The 26655-nt window shown below is 41.9% G+C and carries 17 protein-coding genes; 7 read left to right on the forward strand and 10 right to left on the reverse strand.

The window, feature by feature from the left end:
* The first annotated feature begins 53 nt into the window (after positions 1-53).
* Both GGD38_RS06050 and GGD38_RS06055 read left to right on the forward strand, forming a co-directional pair.
* Positions 54-1382, forward strand: coding sequence for a glycoside hydrolase family 105 protein (locus tag GGD38_RS06050; protein ID WP_375298915.1), 1329 nt, complete (start codon positions 54-56; stop codon positions 1380-1382).
* A gap of 179 nt (positions 1383-1561) precedes the next feature.
* Positions 1562-1855, forward strand: a complete 294-nt coding sequence (locus GGD38_RS06055; protein ID WP_375298914.1) for a hypothetical protein — start codon at positions 1562-1564, stop codon at positions 1853-1855.
* A 172-nt stretch (positions 1856-2027) separates the two neighbouring features.
* Here the strand turns inward: GGD38_RS06055 and GGD38_RS06060 are convergent, their stop codons facing one another.
* Positions 2028-2555: a hypothetical protein gene (locus GGD38_RS06060; RefSeq protein WP_375298913.1), complete on the reverse strand. Its 528-nt coding sequence runs from the start codon at positions 2553-2555 to the stop codon at positions 2028-2030.
* A gap of 390 nt (positions 2556-2945) precedes the next feature.
* Here GGD38_RS06060 and GGD38_RS06065 point away from each other — a divergent pair, with 390 nt between their 5' ends.
* Positions 2946-3209 (forward strand): hypothetical protein, encoded by a 264-nt coding sequence (locus GGD38_RS06065; RefSeq protein ID WP_375298912.1) that lies wholly within the window; start codon positions 2946-2948, stop codon positions 3207-3209.
* Positions 3196-3666: a DUF2335 domain-containing protein gene (locus GGD38_RS06070; RefSeq protein ID WP_375298911.1), complete on the forward strand. Its 471-nt coding sequence runs from the start codon at positions 3196-3198 to the stop codon at positions 3664-3666. The genes GGD38_RS06065 and GGD38_RS06070 overlap by 14 nt, the downstream gene beginning before the upstream one ends.
* Before the next feature lie 193 nt (positions 3667-3859).
* Here GGD38_RS06070 and GGD38_RS06075 read toward each other — a convergent pair whose 3' ends face one another.
* From GGD38_RS06075 to GGD38_RS06110, 8 genes are all read right to left on the reverse strand, one after another.
* On the reverse strand, positions 3860-5551 hold the full coding sequence (locus tag GGD38_RS06075) for a RagB/SusD family nutrient uptake outer membrane protein (RefSeq protein WP_375298910.1): 1692 nt from the start codon (positions 5549-5551) through the stop codon (positions 3860-3862).
* An 11-nt stretch (positions 5552-5562) separates the two neighbouring features.
* Entirely contained in the window at positions 5563-8571 is a 3009-nt protein-coding gene (locus tag GGD38_RS06080; protein WP_375298909.1) for a SusC/RagA family TonB-linked outer membrane protein, read from the reverse strand.
* 377 nt (positions 8572-8948) lie between these two features.
* Positions 8949-11372, reverse strand: a complete 2424-nt coding sequence (locus GGD38_RS06085) for an AsmA-like C-terminal region-containing protein (RefSeq protein WP_375298908.1) — start codon at positions 11370-11372, stop codon at positions 8949-8951.
* A gap of 320 nt (positions 11373-11692) precedes the next feature.
* Positions 11693-12640, reverse strand: a complete 948-nt coding sequence (locus GGD38_RS06090) for a T9SS type A sorting domain-containing protein (protein WP_375298907.1) — start codon at positions 12638-12640, stop codon at positions 11693-11695.
* Between the two features lie 237 nt (positions 12641-12877).
* Positions 12878-15415: a M1 family aminopeptidase gene (locus GGD38_RS06095; RefSeq protein WP_375298906.1), complete on the reverse strand. Its 2538-nt coding sequence runs from the start codon at positions 15413-15415 to the stop codon at positions 12878-12880.
* Between the two features lie 83 nt (positions 15416-15498).
* Positions 15499-16863, reverse strand: coding sequence for a RagB/SusD family nutrient uptake outer membrane protein (locus tag GGD38_RS06100; protein WP_375298905.1), 1365 nt, complete (start codon positions 16861-16863; stop codon positions 15499-15501).
* A gap of 23 nt (positions 16864-16886) precedes the next feature.
* Positions 16887-20312 (reverse strand): TonB-dependent receptor plug domain-containing protein, encoded by a 3426-nt coding sequence (locus tag GGD38_RS06105; RefSeq protein ID WP_375298904.1) that lies wholly within the window; start codon positions 20310-20312, stop codon positions 16887-16889.
* Between the two features lie 10 nt (positions 20313-20322).
* Positions 20323-21840: a FecR family protein gene (locus GGD38_RS06110; RefSeq protein ID WP_375298903.1), complete on the reverse strand. Its 1518-nt coding sequence runs from the start codon at positions 21838-21840 to the stop codon at positions 20323-20325.
* A gap of 293 nt (positions 21841-22133) precedes the next feature.
* Here GGD38_RS06110 and GGD38_RS06115 point away from each other — a divergent pair, with 293 nt between their 5' ends.
* The 3 genes from GGD38_RS06115 (at position 22134) to GGD38_RS06125 (ending at position 26140) form a co-directional block, all read left to right on the forward strand.
* Positions 22134-22730 (forward strand): WG repeat-containing protein, encoded by a 597-nt coding sequence (locus GGD38_RS06115; protein WP_375298902.1) that lies wholly within the window; start codon positions 22134-22136, stop codon positions 22728-22730.
* A 268-nt stretch (positions 22731-22998) separates the two neighbouring features.
* A complete protein-coding gene (locus GGD38_RS06120; protein WP_375298901.1) occupies positions 22999-25095 on the forward strand; it encodes a cellulase family glycosylhydrolase in 2097 nt (698 codons plus the stop codon).
* 157 nt (positions 25096-25252) lie between these two features.
* Positions 25253-26140 (forward strand): NAD(P)-dependent oxidoreductase, encoded by an 888-nt coding sequence (locus GGD38_RS06125; RefSeq protein WP_375303812.1) that lies wholly within the window; start codon positions 25253-25255, stop codon positions 26138-26140.
* Here GGD38_RS06125 and GGD38_RS06130 read toward each other — a convergent pair.
* Complete coding sequence (locus GGD38_RS06130) at positions 26137-26532, reverse strand: winged helix-turn-helix transcriptional regulator (protein ID WP_375298900.1); 396 nt, start codon at positions 26530-26532, stop codon at positions 26137-26139. The two genes, GGD38_RS06125 and GGD38_RS06130, sit on opposite strands and share 4 nt — an antisense overlap.
* Between the last annotated feature and the right edge of the window lie 123 nt (positions 26533-26655).

The raw sequence follows: 26655 nt of genomic DNA on the forward strand, positions 1-26655 counted from the left end.
ACTGCACGAAAGGCTTCACGAAAGTGAGGCCTTTTGTTGTAATTTGCCGTACTATGAAACAGTTTTTGTTACTTATTGCCTGCGGCTTTGCGGCTTGTGCAACATCTAAAAAAACGCCTGCTAACCGCCTGCTCTACTCGCAAAAGGCGGTTGAAAACCGTGCATTAAAAAGCTTCGCTTCTAATCGTAATGTTCAACAACTGGATAAGGCTCACTGGGATTATGTACCAGGCTTAGTGGCTTTTAGCGTGTTGAAAGCCTGGGAGCAATATCCTGAAAAAGAAGAATACTACCGGGTAGTAAAAGCCTATGCCGATCATGTATTACAGGGACAGGATACTGTAAAAGTTGGCCAAAGCAATATTGATGATCTTGCAGCAGGTAAGATATTTTTTACATTATATAAGACTGAATTAAAAAAGGGGTACACGGCAGATGCCAATAGATATAGGAACTGTGTTACTTTTTTAAGGAATAAGCTGAAATATAACCACAGTCGTATTGATGCTCCCAAACCAGGGGCTGGCGGTTTTTACCACAAAGCACAGTATCCTAACCAAATGTGGCTGGATGGTTTATACATGGGACCTGCCTTATATGCCGGCTGGCAAAATGCTTTCGGGCAAGAGACTGCAGATAATTTTGACTCATGGTCAGATATTGCATTGCAATTTAAGATCCTTAACAAACACACCTACGACCCGCAAAAGCAATTGAATTATCATGCCTGGAGCGCCGATCCTACAGATGAGAACTCGTTCTGGGCTCGAAAAGAGGGTGAATTTAAAGGTTGCTCGTCTGAATTTTGGGGTAGAGGAATGGGCTGGTACTTTGCGGCGCTGGCAGATGTACTCGAATTAATGCCTAAAAACCATCCCGACTATAAAGCATTAACCGATATTATAAACCAGGTTGCGGCTGGATTAGCCCGTTATCAGGATCAACGTAGTGGCGTTTGGTATCAATTGTTGCAGTATGATGAAACTAAGAAAGCCGATGGAAAAGGTGATTCTATTTCGGGAGAAATATATAATAAATGTAGTAGTGCCAACTACCTTGAAGCGTCTGCTTCATCTATGTTTACTTATGCTTATTTAAAAGGTATCCGCTTAGGTCTGTTAGATAAAAATAAGTACACGTCCGTAGCTAAGAAAGCCTATCAGGGATTGTTAACAACATTCATACGTGACGGACAAAATGGAGAAATGGATATTATCCAATCCTGCGCTTCGGCGGGTTTAGGACCGGCAAAAGATAAATCCCGTACAGGAACTGTAAATTACTATCTATGCGGAACAGATGTAATTGTAACACAGAATGAAGGAAAAGCTATAGGGCCCTTCATTCTGGCTAGTTTAGAATATGAGTTAAAAATCAATTAATTACGACACCTAGTTCTCTTTAACCAATTACATTTTTCAAACTCAGCCAAAACTTTCCTTTAATTACCGCCAAACGGAACAGCAAAGTACACTTTGTAACTAAAAAAGTTCTAATCCAGAACTAATAAAGTTACATTCCGTAGCAAGGATCATCCATGATTTTATGCAACTTTAATGTTATGCGAACAGATGAGCGATACATCGCAGTAAGAAGAATGATCCAGGCCGGTGATATCACAATGTTAAATCAGTGCTTCAATATTATTCCTAAATCAATTGTAGCAGAAGATCTGGGTGAACATAAAGGACGTTATAGCACACGGCTCACTGGAATTGAAAACATGACGTATAAAGATATTAAGAACTTAAGCAGTTTATTCGAGATTGACATCACTATAGTTTTCAAATTAATAGATAATCAGGCTCGCTCAAACGAAGCCAGCAAGCAAAGTGTTTTCGATAATAAAAACTAGCGTTCTTCCACGCGATACTTCACACATCCTATAAAGCTTCACGCAAGTGAAGCTCTTTTATTTTATTTAACAATTGTTCTGATCCCCCTATATTACCAGACTACAGATTAAAAAAGAGGCTGCCTACGTGACAGCCTCTTTATAATATTAAGCGGTTAGATCTAAATAAAGCTTAGGTGGTTTTATGCTCACCCGAGACTGTAAGCGCTTGATTCTTTAATTGCGCAATTTGTTGGTTATTTTGATTTAAACTAGCTGCAGTCTCTTTTAAATTCCTTGTGATATCCTTTAGACTATTATCAATTATATCGAGCAATCTTGAGTTTAATTTTTTAGCATCTTCATAATGCGCTTCCATCTTTCTTGCCAAATCTTCAGCTTGCTTGCTACGCTCTTTATGTAAGTCTATTATCACCTGACGATCAGAAAGAATTTGATTTAATAACCTATCATAATCCTTTGTGTACAACACCACATCTTCCTCGACTTTTGAAAATGGTTCATCCGATGTTGTATTTTGCAACCCTAATCCCTTAGCGTAATTTTCAATAGCTTTAAGGAATTTTTTAGTGCCACCCCTGGATAATGCCTGGTCTATATAATTGTCAGAATAGCCAAGTGCTTTCTCTATTTCCCCTCTCTCTATTCCATTGTTTTTTAATAACTCTAATAAATCTTCTATGTCTTTTTTGAAATTCATTTAGCTAAATGAATATTGCATTAAACAATATTAAAATATTGCGAAAAGCAATAATTATTATTTTTAGTATTGTATTTTCTATATATATTTGCTGACCATCACAAAATAACACAATCAATTGAAATACCATCAATAGATGGGTAAAGTGTTTTGCATTCCTTCTAGTTACAAAGAATAATTCATTAACAGCATATTAAACCAAAGGTGAAAATACCTTAGATGTAAATTTTGTAGCCTAAGGTCTACAAAATTTGCTGTTTTAAATTTATATTGCAAATAATTACGATTCGAAAAAGTTAGTTATCTTTTCTTATCCTCTGATTAGTAATCATTTGCAGCTTTTCCAAAACATTTGCATTGAATTTGCGTTATTAATACGAAAGCCTTAACATGGAAGACGTAAAATTATATAAAGAGAATCTTGAAAAAAGGTTTCATTACCATGTTGGTTTTTGGTCCAGTATAATTGCATTCTTCACACAGAGTTCCCCATACAATGAGGCCATTGATGAAATCCAAAAAAAGGATATTCATGAAGCCTTTAAGTCAGATGCCCAACAGCTCCATAGAGATTTCCAAAACGCATGTACAAAAAATTACAATCTTTTTGGCGTGAGTTCGCCAGGCAAACATTTAGTGGATGCCTGTAAATAGAGGTAGATCGACAGCCAAAAAATCAAAATCCCTTAAAACTACGGTTGCTGCTATGAATAGAAGTAGCCAAGTGAAAGTGCATAAAGACCATCATAAAGGCACTCAAGAAATTACTGGCCAATCTTATCAAGGAATTATTCCTTCTCCTGAAATGATGAAAGAATATAAGGAGATTGATCCTGAATTGCCAAAGAGGCTTGTAAAAGCAATGGAAGATGAAGCTGCCCATAGAAGGCAGGTAGAAAATACTATTATCAAACGAAGTTTTAGATCCAATACTACTAATACATTTATTGGATTTGGTGCACTGATAGCTTTAGGAATATTATCATATCTGTTTATGATCAATGGTTATGCCACGCAAGGGGCAATAATTGCAGGAAGTATTGGTACCGTAATTAGCGTATTCGTCATAGGCAAGGCCCTTAGCAATAAGAAAAAGGACAAGCAAGAATAGCGAAGCATTATGTAATGCGCGAATGCTTTACGCTGTGATTCTCACTTTATCCATTAATACGTTGTTTATTCCAAGATACAAGATTTATCTTAGAATTAGGTAACATGTTGTTATAGCGTTGGATTTATAAGATTACAAAAAAAGCTTTAGGCCCTCACCTAAAGCTTTTTTGTTATAATAGCGATGCGCGTTATCAATACCCCTCATTCTGCGATATATACCCCTCAATATTAGACGCGCCATCAATGGCGGTTTGCGGAATAGGGAAAATGCGTTTGGTTGGGTCTGCATTGCTTTTTTCTGTCCATGTGCCTTCATATTTTCCAAAACGCACCATATCGGTCCGGCGCAAACATTCCCAATACAGTTCGAATCCTCTTTCGCGGAACAACAGATCGAGTGTAATAGCACCCAGCGCAGGTGGTACTACCCTTGCAGTTCTGGCAGCGCGAACAGTATTTACGTCGCTCAAAGCTGTACTTGCTGCATCTCCCCTTCTCAGCTTAGCTTCTGCACGCATCAGGTATACATCAGCCAGACGAAGGATCACAATATCATGCTCACCGAAGTTTCGGCCATTCACTGTTGTTTTGCTGAACTCGTATTTCGACACGCGGTAACCGGTATTGTAATTGCTGCCAGCCACCGTAAAATCTACCTGCAAAGTAAAGTCAACCGGCAGGTTTGGTTTGCTACGGCTATCATGATATAGTTTGTCAAGTTTATACTTTCCGCTGGCGCATTTTACAAACACCCCGCCCACTTTTCTTACGCCGTATTGCTGCCCACGTAAGATACCGCGATTGATATTGTATTGGGGTGCATCCACACAACTATCAACAGGGTTTGTATACACACTCATATTTTGTTTAAAGAACCGCGGATCAGCCGCCGCCGGGTCGGTAGGTGCATAAGCATTTGCCCAACTCTGGTAAAAATCAGGTGTAATGGCCGGACCGTCGGTACCGTTGGCATTGGTATTTGTTGCCAATGGCCATTGGTCGCCACTCAGCGAGAAATAAGCCATACGATTATGGCCGGCCAGGTCTGCACGCTGGTCAACAGCAAAGATCAGCTCCTTATTAGTATGGTTATTATCATCGAACAATGAAAAATATTCAGTAGCCAGTTGGTATTGGCCAGTGCCGATGATCTTATCGCAATACTCAACCACTTTATCCATGTCTTCTTTCCTGAAATCGAAAGTAGCGGCATAACGGTTACGGTAAACAGCAGCGTTCAGGTGTAAACGCGCCAACAGACCCCATACCCCGGCCTTTGTCAAACGACCCGGACCAGTAGAAGTAGTTTCCAATACAGGTTCCGCAGCTTCCAGTTCATCGCGGATGTATTCAACGGCATCTTCACCACGCAAGACCTTAGATATGCCGTTAGGATCTTCTTTTTGGAACACTACATCAAACATATCAAGCAGCATCAGGTTGTAGTACGCCCGCATAGCCCTGGCCTCTGCAATGAACAATTTGGCGCTGGGATCAACATTCGATTTCAATCCCGATATCGCAGTAAGCGCTCTTGAAATGGCCACGGTAAGATTGTTCCATGTATTACGCACGTTGGGGTCTGTACTGGTAGTTACGTGTTGATGCAGTGAGATATAAATACCATTGTCGCCCCAATCGGTACCACCACGGTAGGGTAAAATGGCCTCATCGGTAGAGATCTCCTGTAATGCCAGATAGTTGGTGTGCAGGAAGATGTCCTCCAGCTTGGCATATACGGGGGCTATCAAACCTTCTGCAACCTGTTGATCGGTAAGGCTGGTGGGCGAATACTCATCCAGCACTGTTTCATTTAATTTAGTACAACTGTTGATGGTGGCTGCAGCAAGAACCATGAACAGTATGAATATTTTATTTTGCATAATTCAAGATCTTAGAATGTAACATTTAAACTGAAAATAAATGACCGTGCTTTAGGATAGCTGAGATAATCGACGCCATAGGAAAACACGTTATCAATCTGCCGGTCGATATTTACTTCCGGATCAAATCCATCATATTTGGTGATCACAAACAGGTTCTGTCCCGTTACAGACAAACGCAAAGCATTTACCCACTTGCCAATGCCCAGTTTATCGGGGTTTACCTGGTAGCCGAGCGAGGCATTGTTCAAACGCAGATAGCTGGCATTCTTCAAATAACGGCTGCTTACCCGGGCAGGGTTGTTAATAGATTCATTGGGAAACTCATTGGCCGCTGAAGTAGTATTTACGTTCTTTGCAATTTTCGCTTTATAGAAAAATGAGTTGGCCGTATTATCATATATCTTATTACCACCAGTTCCATTAAAGTTTACGTTCAAATCGAATCCCTTCCAGGAAGCACCGCCATAGAAGCTGTACAATACTTTCGGCAAAGCAGTTCCCAGCGCCATCCTGTCTTTATCGGATGTAATGTTATCCTTGTCTCTATCGAAGAAGGTACTTAAACCATTGTCGTCAATGCCCGTCCATTGCAGTAAGTAAAAAGTACCGATGGGTTCGCCATTCAAATAACCGTTAATAGTAGCCGATGTAAGTCCAGAGCCCTGGGCTGAACCAGACGGAATAATAGAATAAGGAGAATTCCTTACTTCGTTTTTAATATAAGTGAAATTACCGCCTACATTGAAAGTAACACCGAAGCTTGATTTTTTGCGGTAATCGATATCGAATTCAAGCCCCTTGTTAACGATTTCCATATCCTTTACATTGGTGTAACCGGTAACAGCTGGTTGAATGGGATCGGCGGGATTCACCAGCATCAGGATGTTGGTGGATACTTTACTGAACACATCGACAGAACCAGAGAGCTCACCATTCCATAGTGCATAGTCCAACCCGATATCAGTTTGTTTGCTTTCTTCCCATTGCAGATCGGGATTGGCAAGCCTGTTGTAAACGATGCCCGATGGGTAAGCGCCTGTGGCATAGAGTGGATAGCTGAAGCCGGCGCCGGTAGAAGAAACGAACAATCCCTGCGTTTGCCGGGGCGGGATCTCCTGATTTCCGGTTACACCCCAGCCTGCTCTTAATTTCAGGGTGCTAAAAATGGAGTTGCGCATAAATTCTTCTTCAGAGATCTTCCAGCCGAGAGAGAAAGAAGGGAAATAACCATACTTGTTGTTACCACCGAACTTGGTTGAGCCGTCGGCCCTGAAGTTAACAGTAAGCAGGTATTTGTTATCATACTGATAAGTGACCCTGCCGAAGTAAGATTGCAGCTCACTGTTCACGGCATAACCACCGGGGCGGTTATTGGCAAGTGTGAGCTCTGTACCTACACCTGGATTATATATAGGATCTATTGGTATAATAGGCAGCTTGTTGATGCTATAGTTCCTGCCCTGCAGGAATATTTTCTGATAGCTGTAACCAGCCAGTGCAGAAATATTGTGTTTGCCCCTGATCGTATTGTAGGTCAGGTAATTTTCAAGCAGCGTGTTCCTGTTATAAGTATTAAAGGTTTCAAGCCTTCCATCCCGTGCCGGTTGTACAAAGGGCAATGATTCCACATCCCGTGCACCATCTGACCTGTCTATACCAAAGTTCAGCTTAAACACCAACCCTTTTATAATGGTAACGGAGGGCGTAATGTTACCGATCACCCGCGTTATGGAGGATATGTCTTTATCGAGATCCAAATTAAGGAGCGGGTTATTCATAGAGATGAAAGTGGCCGGTTTACCATCGGGGCCATAAGGTGCATAGGTTGGGTTATTAGCCAGCGCATCACCAATCAATGTGGTAATGGGCGGGCGCTCATTGCGTGTATAGCTAACATTCAGGTTTGCATCGATCACCAACCGGTCATCTAACAGTTTTTGTGTGGCATTGAAGCGTCCTGAATAACGGTCCATGAAATTTTTCTTCAAAATACCTTCCTGCTTTTGCGCACCAAAGGAAGCGTAATAGATGAGTTTATTTGAACCACCTCTTAAACCGAGGTTATAGTTTTCTGTATGGGCGGTACGGGTCACTTCATCCATCCAATCGGTATTGGCGCCTTTATCATCAAGTACCCCACCCGATTCAACTACCTTATTGCGGAACTCGTCGGCTGAATACACATCTATTGGCCGTGCTATTTTAGAAATGCCGTAACTGGTAGAAACTTCTGCTATTGAACTGCCGGCCTTTCCTTTTTTAGTGGTAATAATGACCACGCCATTAGCGCCACGGGCGCCATAAATAGCGGTAGCAGATGCATCTTTCAAAACGTCAAAGGTTTCTATATCGGCCGGATTGATAAAAGCGAGCGGGTCGCCAGTGCCACCGGTGCCTGAATTGTCGAGCGGTAATCCATCTACCACAAACAACGGCGTACTGTTGGTCCTGATACCACCTGGGCCGCGAATAGTGATTGACAATGCGCCGCCAGGTTCGCCAGTTGCAGAAGTCACGTTCACTCCAGACACTTTACCTTGCAGCAATTGTTGCGGTGAATTGATGATGCCTTTATTAAACCCTTCAGCTTTTAATGTTTTTATAGAACCTGTAACATCTTTTTTACTTTGCGTTCCGTAACCAACAACAGCAACCTGGGCCAACTCGCCCTGGTCGGCGCTCAGGATCACATCAAGTGAGGCAGCGTTGCCTTCTACCGGCACTTCCTTAGATAAATACCCTATAAAACTTATTATCAGTATTGGATTGGCACCGGTTACATTTAACTTGAACTTGCCATTTACATCGGTACTTGTAGCCTGTGGGCCGTTTTTCGATCTGACGGTTGCACCCGCCAGGCCCTGCCCGTTAACGTCTTTAACGGACCCCGAGACCTCCGATCTTTTTATAGCAGCCTCCTGACCGGCTGCACGGTCGGGGATAATTAAACAAATACTGCCAAGCATCAATATACATAGAAGCTGTAAGCAGTAGCCTGATTGATAAAGTCTGTTCATTTGTAGCAGTTAATTTTGGTAATAGAATAAAAGCGCGCAAAAAAGCAATCCGTTTTCAGCGTTGCGGATAGTTAACCAGAAGTAAGCAGGTAATTAATTCAACAGGATCAGGTTCACAACAAATTAATAGTTATGCATGGGGTATTAACCGGACCGGTATGATACAATATTTTATGAAGAGGCATTAATGAATGGACAATAGAATACAGAGGGAGAGATAATGCAGTTATGCTCTGGTGTGTATATCATAGCAAGCAGTTTTAGAATGAACTGACAATCGCACTACTAATATAGCCTTTTTTACATTTCAGCAGGGATATTTTACGAAACCGATTTCGTAAGATAATCCATGTCTGGCGCGATTGAGGCAGAATGAGTTATACCCCGGAACTGCTATCGGTTTTCTTTTCTTTGTTGTACTTTTTAAAAAGGTCAAGTTTGAATTTTATATTTCCATCCTCACCCGGCTTCCCGCGTATAAAAATGCTTTTACCTCCCTTTTTATCAACGCCAATATTCTCCGGGTTATAATCGTCATCACGTTTTTTAAGGTTGCTCAAAGGCACCTGTATACTTAAATCGGTAGTGCCTTTTTTGTTGTATATGCCTTCTATGAATATCGACATAACACTGGACTGAATTTCCATTCGGTTGATCTTTACTTCCTGGTTACTTATTTCAAGCCGGTTCTTTAATTCAGCAAACCTGATGTTGTCAAAATTTCTTTTTTTAAATATAAACCGTTGTAATTTTTTTATAGGTTCATAATTATTGAGGGCGCCATCTTTAAGGGAGAAATCTACCTGGCTCACGATGGTGGAAGGAATAACATGGCCGTCATTGTCAATTTTCATGGAAGCCTCAATATCTGTACTTAGCTTTCCTTCGAGGCATTGGGCCGTAAGGCCATCCTGTCCAAAATTATTAAACCCGGCAAATACCTTACTAACATCCACATTATCCATGTGTACTTCCAGGTTAGCCTGATAAAAATTTGTTCGGCTTAACAGGTCACCTTTAACGGCGAAATGCCCACCTGAATGGTCCATGCTTACGTTATTGATAATGTAGCGATCATTAAGGAGTGTAACATCGGCCAGGACATTTCTTCCTTCAAAATTTTTATAAATAAGCTTACCTGCATTTAATTTCACCTGAAACCTTCCCCTTTCTATAAAATCATCGAGCTTATCGGCAATGGTTTGCAACGTAGACTTTTTTGCCGATTGCCGCCTGCCCGATTCTTTTGATTTGCACATGTATAAAAACTGGCCCAGGTTCATGACGGGCATATGAATGTTCCAGTTGATATTTGCATTATCGGGTTGGGTATTAATGAGTGTAAGCAGGCTTTTGGCCTGTCCATCCATAGTTATGGCATTGTTTAACACCTCGCATTGAAGGTTTTCTACAAACACATCCGAGTTTTTAAAAACCAGCCTGCCATTCACTTTTTTCATTTCTACCTTTCGCGGAATATATTCAATGAGTGCATCTTTAAATGAAACTGTACCGTTTAAAAAAGAGTTTGTATTATCGTTTTTCACCAACGGTCCAACATAATTCAATTGTACGTTTCCTTCGCCTTTGTTCAAATACAAGGTCTTGCTTCCTATTAGTTCGTTTAATTGGGTAAGCGGGAAATTGGAAGTGAGATCGCAGCTAAGCAAAGGTTCATTCAGATCGAGGATCTTAATATTTTTTGATTGAACAGGCAGCCCATGCCAGTTCGCTGTAAAGTCATTTAATTCAATTTCTGAATTTGGATCTTTTCGGGGCAGGCCTGCTACCGCTTCATTGCTGTAAAAGCCATTGAAGTTAGCCTGTTCAAAATCCATGAACAGAGTTTTTAAATTAACATCCCGCGCCTGCCATGTTACGTAAACTTTAGGGTCGCCACCTTTAAGCGCACCGTTTATAGCCGCGCTTGCGTTCAGTGGCTTATTGATATCAACAATGGAAAGAGCGTTGGCCAGCTTTTGTGGCAGGGCCGATCTTATAAAATCGTATGAAACCCTGCTTGTATGTATGCGCAGATTGTATTGCGGTTGCGCGCTTGCCAATTCCAATTGTGCGCTCACATTAAAAGGATGGCCGGATATTTGGATGTTAATACTATCGAAGGAAAGGATTTTTGGTTCTTTTTGATATAACACATTAAAATGGCCAACGAAAACCTTGTCTTTCAAAAAGCTTCCCCTTACTGTGTTGAAGGCAAGGCTTTTTACCAGGATGTTGGTTTTGGTGGAGAATACAATACCATCTTCCTTACTATAAACTCCTGCCTTAAGCTGATTAATGACCAGGTCATACAATTTTTTCTTCTTCCTGTCATCAACAGTAAAGCGAACATTTTTTAAAACTATGTTCTTTAATTCATTTCTTACTTCGCTTTGCTCATTACTATTTGCCGAATCCTTTTTTACCTGAAGCAGATAATTATTGGTATAACCTGTTGAATCTGTGTATAAATATAATTCGCAGTTCCTAAGCCAGATGCCTTTTATGGGCGGCCGATGATCGATCAGTTTTAACACATCTATGCTGACAAATATCTCCTTCCCTTTAAAAAACGTATAATGATGAAGATTAAAAAGCGAGTCTGTTATATTAACATTCTGAAGTAAAACCGATACATGTGGGAAGTTCCTGATAAAGCTTAGTTCAATATTTCCAATATTTACCCGACCATTTATCTGGTTACTAATTTCCAGGGTAACCTGCCTTATGATCTTTTGTTTATTGGCCGATACATATATAACAACAGTAATAACCAGTACCAATACAACCGCCAGAAACAATTTTAATATCCTAACAAGATATGTAAGATGTTTTTTCAGACGGAAAATTTAGAGGTGATAATGTATTACCTCTAAGAATATAAAAAACCATGCCCGCCTGGTTTATCTTTTACGCCAATGGCCCGCTCACGCCATTAAATTCTTCAATTAAAGCAGGCACCTCTTCGGGGGCGCCATATGGGGTTTCAAGTTGTTTCCAAATATCAGGTGCGGTCAATGGCAACATGGTATAGTTTTATTTTTATTCAAGGTAAGGAATTGTAAAATTAGAATGCCGCCCCATCTATTTCGAAGCGGCATTTTCGTTTATGTCGACTAAACTATTTAGCCAAAACAATCTGTTTGCTCTGAACTGTTTTACCATTCACTTCAAGGGAGACAATATAAATACCGGAAACCACTGTACTTTCTCCCAGCGTAAAGGTTATGCTGCTGCTGTTTGCCTGTTTAACATCAAACCGCCTGATCACCTTGCCTGCCTGATCGCTGATATTTATAAAAGCATTGGTGCTTCCTGAGGGGTAGCTATACTTGATAGTAGTACCTGATGTTACCGGGTTGGGGCTTACATCCAGGCTGCTGGTTTTTACAACATCTATTTCTATACGGCCATTGGTAATGGTTAACAGCTGTTGCAGTTGTTGCAAAGTGTTTTCCAGCTTTTCAATTCTTTCCTGCAACGCAGTTATTGTACTTGCATTAGTTACTGCAGTTTGACTGCTAACATAAACATTACCATCGTTGCCAACAACCAGCGCATTACCAGTACCGGCCGGCAAATTTTCGAACCGAACACTGCCGTTAGTATGTAACCTGGCGGTAGGTGCAATGGTATTGATGCCAATATAACCATCGCTGGTAACCCGAAATGCTTCGGTGGTGTTAGGACCTGTAGTAAGCAGGATATTGCCACCCGGAGTGATAGATTGAATTATAAAATCGCCCGACTTTGCGGTGGGGCTATAATGTCCTGATGCAGTAGCAAGACCAATTTTGGCCCAATTAGAGGGCGGCAAGGTATGTGTTGCAGAAAACAATATAGATGGTCCCGAACCGGTAAGCGCCAAATTCGCATCGGGATAATACCCGTTATTAGCAATGTGCAGTAATCTAACAGGGTTGGTTGTGCCAATACCTACACTACCGCTGTTATAATAAACATTACTACCATTTGTGCCCCATTGTGCCTGTGCAGCTTGTGAAAGAAAAATGCCTGAGAGCAAAACCAATGCTGTTCTGGCTTTAGAATAAAGTATAGATGTTTTCATAATGTAATTCCAGTTTTTTATTAAAGGTAATTACATCAGTTTTACAGGGCAGGTTGAGTTAACAAGCGTGCAGTTTTAGCAATAGGCGTGCAGATTTAGCCAATAATCGTGTAGATCATTTAGAGCCCTGTTGTAAACCGGCGAAATAGTTTAAATACGCTTACCCGCCAACATATGTGGCTTACAGGCGCCCTATATATTCCCATCGGAAATTATCCATCGCCCACCCGCAATAGCTTATGGCAACAACTTCTGCGCCCGGTACAAATTATCGGTCGACTGCAGGATCTTCGCCTTTAGCTTCGGATTGTAGTTGGGATACTTTAACAGGAATTGCTGCACCACCTGCCAGGCTTCCTTTGTTTGGTATGAACCGAACGTGGAACTCAACCAGTTTTGCGGAAAGAAGATATCGCCCGTGCGTTGGATCTCTTCAACCAGTTCAAGACTTTGAGGCAAATACTTATATGAGGTTGATTGGCGTAATGGGTGATGAAGATATGCCAGCGCAGTTCCTACCCAGGCTTCCTTTGCCCTGTTCTTTCGCTCAGCAAGGCTGGCAAAGAAACTGTCCCTATCTGCAACGCTGGCCGATAATGCCGGCAACAGAAAATCTAAGCGTGCTTTTTTATCGGCATCTTTCAGGCGGTCACACTGTTGCGTTATAACCGATGATGCAGTATCATTCTTCAATGCAATAGTAAGCGCCAGTGAAATATAATCCTCTTCTGCCAGTTTAATACCTGCAGGCGGCTGCTGTTGTTTCCACACCTCATACATGCGCTTGCCTGCTACTTCACTGGTATACACATTTTGATAAGCCCTGAACAATAACTTTTTATTATTCGGCTGCGTTTGTTCTTCCATAGCTTTCCACAATGCCTCTTCTAACTGCGACGCAAATGCGGCACGGTCATTGGGCTTACTAAACGCCCAATAAAGACTGGTGATGTAACTGGTAAGAATTCTGAGATTGGTCTCTTCCTTTTCACTGATTAAACCTTTGGTGAGCAATGCAAGCAATTCTTTGGGCGACAAATACCGGCCCGACAATACATTCTCATAAACATTTACATAAGCAGATGCACGACTCACCGCACTCTTCAGACTGAAGATCTGCTCCTGCATGATCTTATCGGCCGGAAAAAGTCCATACCCTATTCCATCTGCATTGAACAATATAAACTGTGGCTTAGCCAGTCCTGTCGCAGCTTTCAGTTGCATGTTGGCAGTATTCATATGAACGGGAATGGTGCTAATACTATCAGCATACACCAGCGTTACCGCAAAAGCCTGTGGCCAAATGCGCGCCGCACCCGATTCGGGACGTTGAGTTATATTGAGTTTATCAATCTTATCGCCTTTATAACTTACTGTATAATCGAAAACGGGGCGACCGGGTTGATTTACCCATACCTTGTTCCAGCTTATAAGATCGTACTTACTGTATTTGGCAAGGATTTGCACAAGATCGTTCCAGGTAGCATTGGCGTAGGAATATTTATGAAGATATTCTTTTATACCTTTCTGAAAATTCTCTTTCCCCATCAGTAATTCCATCTGCCGCATCATAATGGGAGCTTTATGATAGATGATGTTACCATACATACTACCCGCCTCCTGCAGATTATCGAGTTGCTGGCGAATGGGATTGGCGCCAGGCGTACGATCAACGCCATAAGCGGCGGGATAATGATCTTGCAGAAATTGTAAATTGAACGTTTCTTTCCCCATCAATTGCTCAATCACTTTATCGGCCATAAAATTGGCGAACACTTCTTTCATCCACACATCATTGAACCATTGCATGGTTACCAGATCGCCAAACCACATATGCGCTGTTTCGTGCGAAATAAGATTGGTGCGTGCAAGCAGCTGGTCTTTCGTAGGTTCTTTCAAAAACAGTGATACCGCTTTGTATTGCACTTCACCGGGATGCTCCATACCGCCAAACTGAAAATCGGGAATGGCCACAAAACCAACTTTCTGAAAAGGATAACGAATACCCGTCCATGCTTCCAAAAAACGAAGCGCATCGGCATGAGCCTGAAATATGGAATCTACATTGCTACCGGGGTCAGTTTCGCGATAAAGAAATTCTGCATTATACCGCCCCACCTGTTTTTGCGCGCGGGTATATTTTCCGGCGGTAAAAGAGAAAAGGTATGTAGGTAATGGATCTGAATCGGTAAAATTATAAATGGTTTGTGAACCGTTGCGGGCGCTGTCTTTCAATTTACCGTTGGCCAATACTTTCCAGTCGGCTGGTACACGCAAGGTCAATGCAAAACGTGCTTTCAGATCGGGCTGATCGAAACAGGGAAAAACGGTACGGGCACGATCGGGAACGAACAGTGCATACAGGTAATCTGCATTGCGGTTCAGCGAAGCATCGCCAGCGGTAAATTGTAGCCCAATGGTATTATTGCCTTTATGCAAATGCGTGGGCGCAATAACAATATGCTCATTTTCGAGCTTCGGCGTAATCGTTTTGCCATTAACGGTCAATGCTTGTAAATGATCGGCCGGCTGTTTGAAATCGATCTGTAGCGGTTGTGTGTTAGTTTTCAAACTCAGGTATATAGTTTCTGCAGCCTGTATACTTTCGTTTTGGGTAGCGGGAATTGTAAAGTCGAGCTGGTAACGAATATCAGTTATCTCTGCACGACGGTGGATTGCCAATTCGCTTGAAACGCCTGTGGTTACGGTTTGCTGTGCAATAGCAGAAGAGCCGATGACGAGCATCAGGCATATATTTCTCAAAATCTGGATCATGTGTAATTTAAGTTGCCAGCAGCAATATTAGCCGGTTTGGGCATTATTTCAAAACGTAATACCCCGTTAATACACACAATTCTTTATTCTCTTGGGTTTTGAACGATCTTACTACCGGTGATAGCGTCTTCAGGTATTGGTAAAGTATATCGAAGATCATTTGGCGGAAGCTGATATAAATTATCGTTCACTTTGCGGCGTAACCATATTCCGGCGCCTTCTTTGTTTAAGCGTCTCAGATCTGTCCAGCGGAGTCCACGAAATACGAGTTCTTTTTTGCGTTCTTCAAGGATCAGTTGTACAGCGTTCCTTATGGAAGCTGCGCTATAAGGTTGAAATGAGTTTGTTGCGTACCTGTTCTTTAATAAGATATTTAGATCTTCCAATGCCCCTTGTATGTTACCGATCCGGGCTCTGCACTCTGCTCTGATCAGGTATACTTCGTCGGTGGCAAGACCGCTGAAAGAAAACTGGTTTCCTGTATAGCTGGAACTGTATATATGCTGATTATTGGAGTATGGCTTAAAAAAAGCATTTCTTCGAAGGTCGTCAACAGCGTAGGACGCGTATAAGGCGCTATCTACCATACAACCATATCCCGTTCTTGCAACTATAAACCCATTACTACTCAGCAGGTTGCTGTTATACAGGATCTCGTCATTCAAATTTGAAATTGGAAAAACTACTGCATAATTCAGCGAATTATAATCCATAAGTTTAGAGTACTGTTGTAAGCAGCTATCAGCATAAGCACCAGCTTTCGTATAGTCTCTCATACTAAGAAATACCCTGGCCAGCATAGCATAGGCTGCCGGCTTAGAGGGTTGGCTGGGATATACCTTATCTCTTAGCAACCTTCTTGCCTGTAGCAGGTCGGCGATCACCTGCTCGTAACTGGCCTTCATGGAAGCCCTTGAGTATACAGAATTGATATCGGGCGTAAGAGGTAGTGCAATGCCGTTATCGCTCAATGCGGTGGTACTTTCGTAGGGCACTGCAAACACCTGTAACAAATTATAAAAGGCATAAGCCCGTAAAAAACAGGCTGAGCCTTCAATATTATTCTTTTCAGCTTGTTCTATGTCGCTCACATTTATATCCAATAGTGCATTTATCACTTCATTGGCAATGTATACCTGCGAATATGGGATGGAATAATCAGGAACATTGTTCTGCCCTTCAAAAATATCAACCTTCCAGGTATATGCATTTTGCTCTGGTTTGCTTACATACGAAAAAAGGCGGGTTTCTATATAATAGCTATCCGTCGAAGTTTCACCCAATACAGGCGTTTCGTTAAAAACAGCTTTATTATTTAACAGGCTTTGACAATCGGCCAGGGTTTTGATGGTTGATGAATTAGGATCAATCTCCAGGTATTTTCTCTTGCTACAGGCGATAATAGCAAACGTACAGATAAGCAGCAAAATGGGTTGGAAGTAATTCATTGTGGTTTTAAAAGTATGACAGGTTAAAAATGAGCTGTAACAGACAAACTTACATTGAGGGGATCGGGCAGCATGCCCGTTACGACATCAGGATCAAGCTGTTTCTTATTTGCGCTCCACAGAATACCAACGTTGCTCAATGTAATTCCCAATTGCAACCGGGTATTGTTTTGTCTGCTTTTTTGGCTTCTCCAATTATACATCAACTGCAGGTATTGCAACCTGATATGGTCTCCGCGTTCTATTAAAGTTTCACTGTATTGATAAAAAAACTCCCTATTTGCGTCAAAGTAAGGTTTTAAGGCTGGAACAGTAGTAATTCTTTCATCACCTGGCGTCTTCCAGCGTTTATAAAAATCTCCGTGTATACTGGCGCCATTCAACAGGTCAAAAGCATTTAGAGAAGTACGCCTGAAATAATATTTGAACTTACCGGTTATTTGAAATGAGAGCATTAGGTCCCTATAACGTAAGGTATTCGTAATGCTGCAAAAAAAATTTGGCGTACCGGGTCCTATATACTTTAATGATCGGGGATCAGGCGAAGTGATAATACGCAAATAATCCTCACTCGCCATATTGTCAATATAACCAATTGGGTCGCCCCAGCCATCAAGGCCTCGCATTGGAAAAGCAAAAATGGCATCTACCGGATATCCCTTACGCGGAATATAAGTAGCAGGGTTAACATATTGCCAGGCTTCATTCAACAGTAGTTCCCGCGATTGCACCTTGTTGGTAGTATAACTCATCCACCCCTTTGTTTCCCATTCAAATCCCCTTTTTATTTTATTCGATGTACTGATATTCCCGCTTCGCAGATTAATGGTATATATATTCACATCGATACCAAATCCGCTTAAACGGCCGGTATTACTTTTTATCAGCCCCATACCTGAAGTTGGGTCAGCATTAAAATAATCTAACAGCTTATTTCCCCTTTTCCTATAAGCATCAATACTTACCTTTATAAGATGGTGGTGGTTTACTATATCGATCCCTATATTGAGCATACGCATTTCTTCAAATTGCAGGTTTGCATTACCGGGATTATTAATATATGCTATTGGCAGATCGCTTGCAGGATCGTTCACCATGCTGATTGTAGCGCTCCATGGTGTTTGCAAGCTGCCATTGCCGGTTTTGCCAATTGAGCCGCGCAGCCTTAAATAAGGAAATTCTTCCGGATAAAAACTAAATTCATGAAGATGTACCAGCGCCCCTGCAGCCCATAATGGAATAAAGTGTCGATTAGTATTGCTACCAAACTGGTTCGATTTGTCGCGGCGAAAAGAAAATGATACCGTTATTTTCTTTGACCAGTTATAAAAAGCATTACCAAAATAGCTGACATAATAATCGACTGAATCTTTTCGTCCCGCAGCTGCGGGTACCTGATTGCGTGTAGCCGGGTTTGTATATTGTGGAAAATACGTTTTGAAATCGATGGGCGTTTGCGTGTAAGGCAAATTATAGCCATAAAAGCGACTTGTATTGATCCGGCTATTCAATCTTTGCGATTCAGTTCCCCCAATAATGGTGAATTCATTATTCTTCCATCGGGGATTATAATTCAGTTGTACCCGTAAGTTATTAACATTGGTGTTTGATTTATATTCATCAAGTATAGCCCCCGCCGGAATGGGCATTACAATACCTGATGGTGTAACCTGGGCAAATTGATTCCGCAGGTTGCGCACATAATAAGAACTGGCATTATGTTCTATTTCGTGATCGAGTTTTAACTGGCTGAATTGGTATAAGGTCTGTAATTGCAGTGCAGGAAAAATTTTATAGCCGGCCTTTGCATTGGTCATTAAGTATTGATTCCTGCTTACATTATTGGCAAGACGTAATTCCTGTAAAGGGCGCATGCGCCAATCGTGCAAATTGCCATTTCCTACCGTATCTATATAGGTGCTCCGAAACTGATAAGGCACAGGCAAAGGTCTTCCATCAGCATCTGCCAACCGCAGATAAGAAGGGCCATCAGGAGGTGATACAAAGTTATCCAGGATACGATTACCTGAATAAGATACACTGGTGCTATAGGAAAATGCCTTGTTGCGGTACTGCATATTTCCCTGCACTGTTATACGTCTGTGCTCATTCCCCTTTTCATTGTAGAAAGAGCGGCCATAACTCATAGAACCATAATAAGTAAAACTATCACAGCTACCTGATACACTTACTGCATTTTGATTCGTAAAGGCAGGCCGATAAAAATATTTTTTTATATCCTTCCTGATGTCATTGCTTTTGAAATCGTTTAGAATGGCATCTTTCTGTTCGGCAGTAAAGTATCCTTTTTTATACTTAATTAATGTTTCTATTACCGGAGTAACAGGTACATTCAAATTAAACCTCTCAATAGCTCTATAAACGTGATCTTCGAACATATTTTCTTCCAGCAAAACATAATCTTTCGCCTGCACAGCAGGCATATAATTAACATCAGGCCGGTGACTATAGGTTAAAAAACTGTTGACCGAAAACTCTAAAGGTTGATTTTTGCTGGCCTTATTAGTTTTAATTATAAAAACACCGTTCGCAGCTCGGGTACCATAAATGGCGGTTGCAGATGCATCTTTGGCGATGGTGATGCTTTCAATATCATTTGGGTTCAGCATATACAGATCACCGTAAAAAGGAAAATCGTCAAGGACCACCAATGGCTGTGCATTGCTGTAAATGGTACTACGGCCACGAATGGAGCCCATATTCACAATTGTTCCCGGATTTGTTTGTAATGCAGGTAAATAGCCACTGAAGCCATATTTAAAACTTTCTTGCACATTAAAAGTCGGCACTTGTGCAGCAACAAACGGAGGCGTTCTAAGCACCATATAGGAACCGGTAACATTTTCCTGAGGTATCTCCTGGTAACCGGTATGCACAACAACAACAGGAGGTAGTTCATTAACGACCTTTGAAAGTTCGATTATGATAGTTGAGTGATCTCCTATCAGATATTTTTTACTTCCATAATTTAAATGGGTAACTAACAGTGTATCAAGCGGACAAACACGCTGCAATTCAAATTGCCCCTTCGAACCGGTATATACGCTTTCCCGGTTTCTTAAATTACTAACCATTACCTCCGGCAACGGATCGCCATTTACATCCACTACCACCCCCGTAACATTGAGTAGCTTCCATTGCATGCTTAACATGTCATCAGCATAAGAAAATCTAACCGGAAGCCTGGCCGATAAAAGATCAAGCACATCCTGTAATTTTGTATCTTTTACATGAATACTCACGGGAATGTCCATCAGCTCTGCAGGTGCGTAAAAAGCGCATTTCAGCTCCTTAACGATTTTATAAAGGGGCACATTTTCGAATGAAAGCGTAATTCTTCTGTTTTCATTTTCGGTAATTATCGGTTGTGATATTCCTGTAATGAAAAAGTGCATAAACAAAACACCTAAAATATAACGCACACGCATGTTTCTAATATTACTTTGAAACGATTAGTGTGTCGCTGGTTTTTCCGATTTTAATTTCCCTGTCTTTTAAAATCTTCTTAATTAAATCCTGGAGAGGCGTTGACCTTCGAAACTTACCAGTAAAATGCCCAGTAGGCAGTATGCCATTGTATATAATCTTCACGTTATACCAGTGCTCAATTTCCTCTATAATTTCAGGAATAGATTTATCGTCAAAATAAAACCACGCTTCTTTCCACGCCGTTATCTGGTCTTCATTCAACCTGTTATTAACTGAAAATCTTCCTTTTGAATAACTGGCCTGCTGCCCTGGCAGTAATAACTTAGATTCCCTGCTGCCGTTTGAGATAATTTGTAAACGCCCTTCAATCAGAGATGTTCTTATATAATCGGTTTCGCGATATGCATCAATATTAAACGAGGTGCCGGTTACTTTAATAGTCACCTGATCTTTTAACTTAACGAAAAATGGGTTTTCAAGATTGGCCTTTACCTTAAAAAAGGCCTCGCCATTCATCTCTACCCGCCGTTCATTTTTAGAAAATTTAAGAGGAAAGTGTAGTTGACTCGAAGCATTGAGATCTACCACAGAACCATCTGCAAGCGTTATCTGATATTGCCTGCATGGCGGAATAGATAATATTATGATGCCCGGGTCTGCGACTTCATCACTAAGTACAAATGGCACATACGCCAATGTTGATCCATGTTTCTTAAATGGCATGCCTGCAGCAATAAAGGCGTCGTCAGGCAACCTATCAGGTTTAATGACAGATCCATCCTGAAAAATAAGTTCAGGTTCTTGCTCTGTGGCAGCATATTGTTTAACCGGTATCGCAGATTCGGTATGGGTAAACTGCCGTTGAATGGATATATGATATACAACTGGTATTACTACCGCTGCTATCGCTGCCGCTGCCGCAGCCATACTAAGGTAATTCACTTTTTTGGGGTTCGCTGAATCGCATTGCTCTTTAAAACGTTTCCAATGGCAACCAGGTTTAATTTTTACGAGGTCCTGTAACCTTTTTATTATTACTTCCTCTTTAATGAAATGCCCCCCTTCATTCTCAGTAGTCATCAGGTCTTCTTCAAAGCATGTATCCGTGATGTATGGATCGCTGTATTGGCTAACAGTATTATTAAATTGTGAAGCATACTCCCTTATTTTCTCTTTTTGTTCAGCGCGCGATAATAGTTTCCAGGCCGTTAACTTCTTTTCCATCCGAAGGGCGTTTTCATATTTGCCTGCAAGCTTTCCTGTACTCTGCGTATTATTGGCCAGGTCATCTTCATAATACGCCTTCAGGTGGGGCTTTTTTTCAAAGCATTTATTGGTAACGATCCGCCGTATCGCCGCAGTGATGGCCTCCTCGTTGCGCAACCCCTCATTAAAACTTATCTCTAACAATGTATGAAGCGCAACTTCTTCAGCATCATGCTGATTTTGCAGCAGACATTGGGCATAGATGTAGCACAAATAATACTTAGAACAAAAATCTTTATAGGCCGAGTTTTTCCAGAACATATAATTTATGATCTTGGTTTTGGTTTACTTAAACTTGGGATAATTAATGTGTAGCAGACACAAAATGGGAGTCGTTGCGATTAGATGGTTGGGAGGGCATACTGCCAAAAAGTCCGACCCACAAATCAACAACAATATTTACAAATAACCTATAAATGAGGAAAATTTAAAACTACGTAACGATAACACTATGTCATTATTACGCCTTACCACAATCAACTTACCTCCTGCTTCAAATCATGCCCTGCCTTTTATTTGCAGAGTAACTTCCCTGTGCATTTAAAGCACATTGTATGAAAAAATATTATCTGCTTATATGTTTGTTCGCAACAAGCATTTACGCCGTTGCGCAGCCCTGGGCTAAAAATTACGACCGTGTTGACGCATGCAATTGCGGTCTGGCTCTTGTAAAAAAAGACGGTAAGTTTGGTTTTGTAACCGAACAGGGAAAAGTAATTATTCCACTGATCTACGACGAAGCGCTGGCATTTAACGAAGATCGCGCAGCCATATCAGTTGGCGGCAAATGGGGGTTTATTGACAAGCATGGCAATGAGATCGTAAAGCCCACTTATTCTGAAGTGTATTCATTTCACGAAGGGCTTGCTGTAGTTAGCACCGGACATGAATTTGGTTTCATCGATTCTGTGGGCACTGTTGTTATACCCATACTTTATACAAACGCTCATGGTTTCGCCGACGGCTTTGCATCGGTTTGCAACAAAAAAGGGAAATGGGGATACATTGATAAAGCGGGCAAAGAAGTGATCCCCTATCGTTACAATTATGCCACCTCATTTGCCGAGGGTACTGCACGTGTTTTAATAAATACCACCTGGCATACAATAGATAAGGAGGGAAATATAACCAAAACATTCGTTATGCAATAAACGATCCTAACACGCCTTACGGGCATATTCAATTTGTTTTGAATATGCCCGTTTTTATTTTTTTATTATCCACAAGATAAAGTTAGTAAGCACTGTTTACTTACATTTGTGCTCCCTATAACCCCTACAGCCAAACTAAGCTGTATTCTCAAACTGTTACCTTCTTCACAGCCTTTACACTAATACCCCCTTGCACACTTGTTCGCTTTCCTTAACCGGATAGGCCAACCCCTATGTCTTTTTCCGAACCATGTAAATAAAACGATTCATGAAAACACCAAAGAAACCAATTGTCCTGCTTGTAAGCCTTTTCCTATGTGCCTGGGGGTTTGCACAAACACCCGTTTCCATCAATGGCCAGCTAAAAGTAGTTGGCACTAAATTAACCAACCAAAACGGCTATCCTATTCAGCTGCGCGGTATGAGCTCGCACGGGATACAATGGTACAACCAGTGCCTTACCGATGCCTCACTCGATGCCGTGGCGTATAATTGGGGCGCAGATGTATTCCGTATTTCCATGTATATTCAGGAAGATGGTTACGAAACCAATCCCACCTATTACACCAACCTGGTAAAAACACTGGTGAACAAAGTAACCGCCCGTGGTATGTACGCGTTGATCGACTTCCACATGCTTACCCCTGGCGATCCTAATTACAACACCAGCCGCGCCATTACCTTTTTTACAGAGATGGCAAACACCTTCAAGAACAATAACAACATCCTTTATGAGATCTGCAATGAACCCAATGGCAACGTAACCTGGAATACCATCAAGAACTATGCAGATCAGGTGATCCCCGTTATAAGGGCCATCGATAACGATGCACCTGTCATTGTAGGCACCCGCGCCTGGTCTTCGCTTGGTTTGTCGGAAGGCAGCACCGCCCAGGAGATCTTAAACAATCCGCTAACCTTTTCAAACGTGCTGTATACTTTTCACTTTTACGCCAAGGACCACCGCGATTCTTACCTAAGCCACCTCGACTGGGCCAGCGATCGCCTGCCTATTTTCGTTACTGAATTTGGAACACAGGAAGCATCGGGCGACGGCCCCAATGACCTTGCCATGTCGCAACGGTATATGGACCTGATGCGTACCAAAAAGATCAGCTGGGCAAACTGGAATTTCAGTGATGATGCAAGAAGCGGCGCTGTATGGACAAGCGGCACCTGTTCTGGCACCAACTGGACAACCAGCCGTCTGAAAGAAGCAGGTTTATTCATTCGTAACAACATGCTTAGCCCTGCCGATGATTTTGGCGGAACACCAGGAACTCAAAATATAGCGCTGAACAAAACCGTTACGGTTTCTTCTATTGAAGATGGTACGCTTACCGGCTCCAATGCAGTGGACGGTAATGGCACTACCCGTTGGGCCAGCACCCTGGGTGTAGATCCTCAATGGATAACTGTTGACCTGGGTAATACATATACCATCAACCGCATTAAGATCAATTGGGAAGCGGCCTATGGTAAAAACTTCCTGGTGCAGGTATCTACCGATAACAGCAACTGGACCACATTAAAAGATATACAAAACAATACATCATTAAGCAACGACTACACAGGTTTGAACGGCACTGGCCGTTATGTACGCATATATGGTACCGCCCGTGGCACTACGTATGGTTATTCTATTTATGATCTTGAAGTATATGGCACCCTGGTAGGCGCTTCAACCAATATCGCACTCAATAAGAACGTAACCGTATCGTCTGTTGAAGAACCCGGGCTCGAAGGGAACTATGCGGTTGACGGTAATACCTCCACCCGCTGGTCAGCCACCATGTATGTTGATCCGCAGTGGATCACTGTTGACCTGGGCGCGTCGTATAACATCTCCCGTATCAAATTCGTATGGGAAGCCGCCTTTGCCAAAGATTACCTGGTGCAGGTATCAGCAGACAATGCCAACTGGACGACTATAAAAACGATCACCGGCAACACATCACTCACTAATGACCATACTGGTTTGTCGGCTACAGGCAGGTATGTTCGTATGTACGGTACCGCCCGTGGTTCGGCTTATGGTTATTCTATTTATGAACTGGAAGTGTATGGAACAGCGGCTACTACCCGTATGGCCACAACAACGTCTGTAGCTGCTGAAGAAAGCAAACTGGCGCAGCAGATCCAGGTGTATCCTGTTCCTTCAAAAGATGAAGTAACTATAACCCTGCCTCAGTTAACACAAAAAACGCAGGTAGTAGTAACAGACCTTACCGGCAAAACATATTACACAGGAGTTGCATCGGGCAGTGTGCACAAATTGCATATCAACAAATATCCTGCAGGTATATATGTAGTACAGCTTATTAACGGAAATCAAAAGATCATTAAAAGGATCGTAAAAAAATAGTTCAGCCTTTATTTGCAGTAGAATTCTCACAATAGGGGCGCCTTTCCAGGCGCCTCTTCTCATATAGATAAATATTATCCCCTACCTGAATATTTTATCCCGTATTGATGATGAATACAAGGGGCGCTAATTTGCCGCCTCAATCATAACATCAAAAATCAATACAATGACAAGTAAGAGCGTAACCGTAATAGGGCTTGGAGCAATGGGTTCTGCTTTAGCAAACGCTATGCTGGCAAAACAATTTAAAGTAACGGTGTGGAACAGGAACAAATCAAAAGCTGCCTCGCTCGCTGCAAAAGGCGCGTTTGTTGCAGAAAGCATTACAGATGCTATTAAAGCCAGTCAGCTATTGCTGGTTTGTGTATCGGACTATAAAGCCACCATCAAAATATTTGCAGAAGCCGGCGTTAAAGAATTATTAGCAGGGCGTACAATTGTACAGCTTAGCACCGGCACACCAAAGGAAGCACGGGAATTGGATGCCTGGGCAAAACAAAATGGCGCCAATTGTTTAAACGGAGATATTCTTGCATGGCCCCGCCAGATTGGTACCAATGAGGCCACCATTACTATTAGCGGCGATAATGAAATTTTCAGTCAACATGTAACCGAATTACAAGGTCTCGCCGGAAATATAAACTTCGTAGGCGAAGAACCTGGCACTTCCGCAGTCCTGTTTTCGGCAGTAATGGCTTACCTCGCAGGCAATTGGATTGGCTTTTGTCACGGTGCGCTTATTTGCGAAAATGAAGGCTTTAGGCCAGATGCATTTGGCGAGCTCATCCATAACATCTCCCCCATTCTTGCAACAGAATCAAAACATATGGGTCAGGTGATCCAAAATAATAAATTTACCGACCCCGAAAGCACCATCAACACTACTGGTCTCGATCTTCACCTGCTTGTGCAACAAGCTGAAGAAGCAGGGATCAGTAAAGAGCTTCCTCAATTTGCAGCAAATATTTTTCAACGGGCAATAGATGCCGGATTCGGACAAGAAGAACACGCCGCCATTATAAAAGTAATGCGCAGCGCCAGTTAATTCTGCCGTTGCGATTCAGGAAGCATTACACAGGACCCTTCCTTATAATCAGCGTGCTTTCGGTTAATATATTCCTTATTCGTGTTACCCCATAGCTCAAGCACGTCAATAACAGGTAACAGACTTTTACCTACTTCGGTAAAATAGTATTCTACCCGGGCAGGCACTTCGGCATAGATCTCTTTGTAAATTATTCCGTAGTCCTCAAGTTCTTTCAGGTGCAGATTAATGATCCTTGGCTTTACCTCCTGCATTTCACGGTGAATGGCGCTCGGCCGCCTGATGTCGCGCCTGATGCAATCAAGTATCCAGGCCTTCCATTTTCCGCCAATTACCTTAATGGAAACTGCCAGCCCACAATCCAGCAATTCGGGTATTTTTCTCTGGTACATAAGATCATCTATTTGCATCAAAGATAATATCTGCTATTCAGGGAAAGGACAGGGAAAAATTTTTCCCTGTCCCTCCTTATTTTTAACATATATCATTTAATTCATTAGTGTGTAAAATTATCA

Origin of the sequence: Niastella sp. OAS944 (assembly GCA_024809215.1) — a bacterium.
Classification (GTDB): domain Bacteria; phylum Bacteroidota; class Bacteroidia; order Chitinophagales; family Chitinophagaceae; genus Niastella.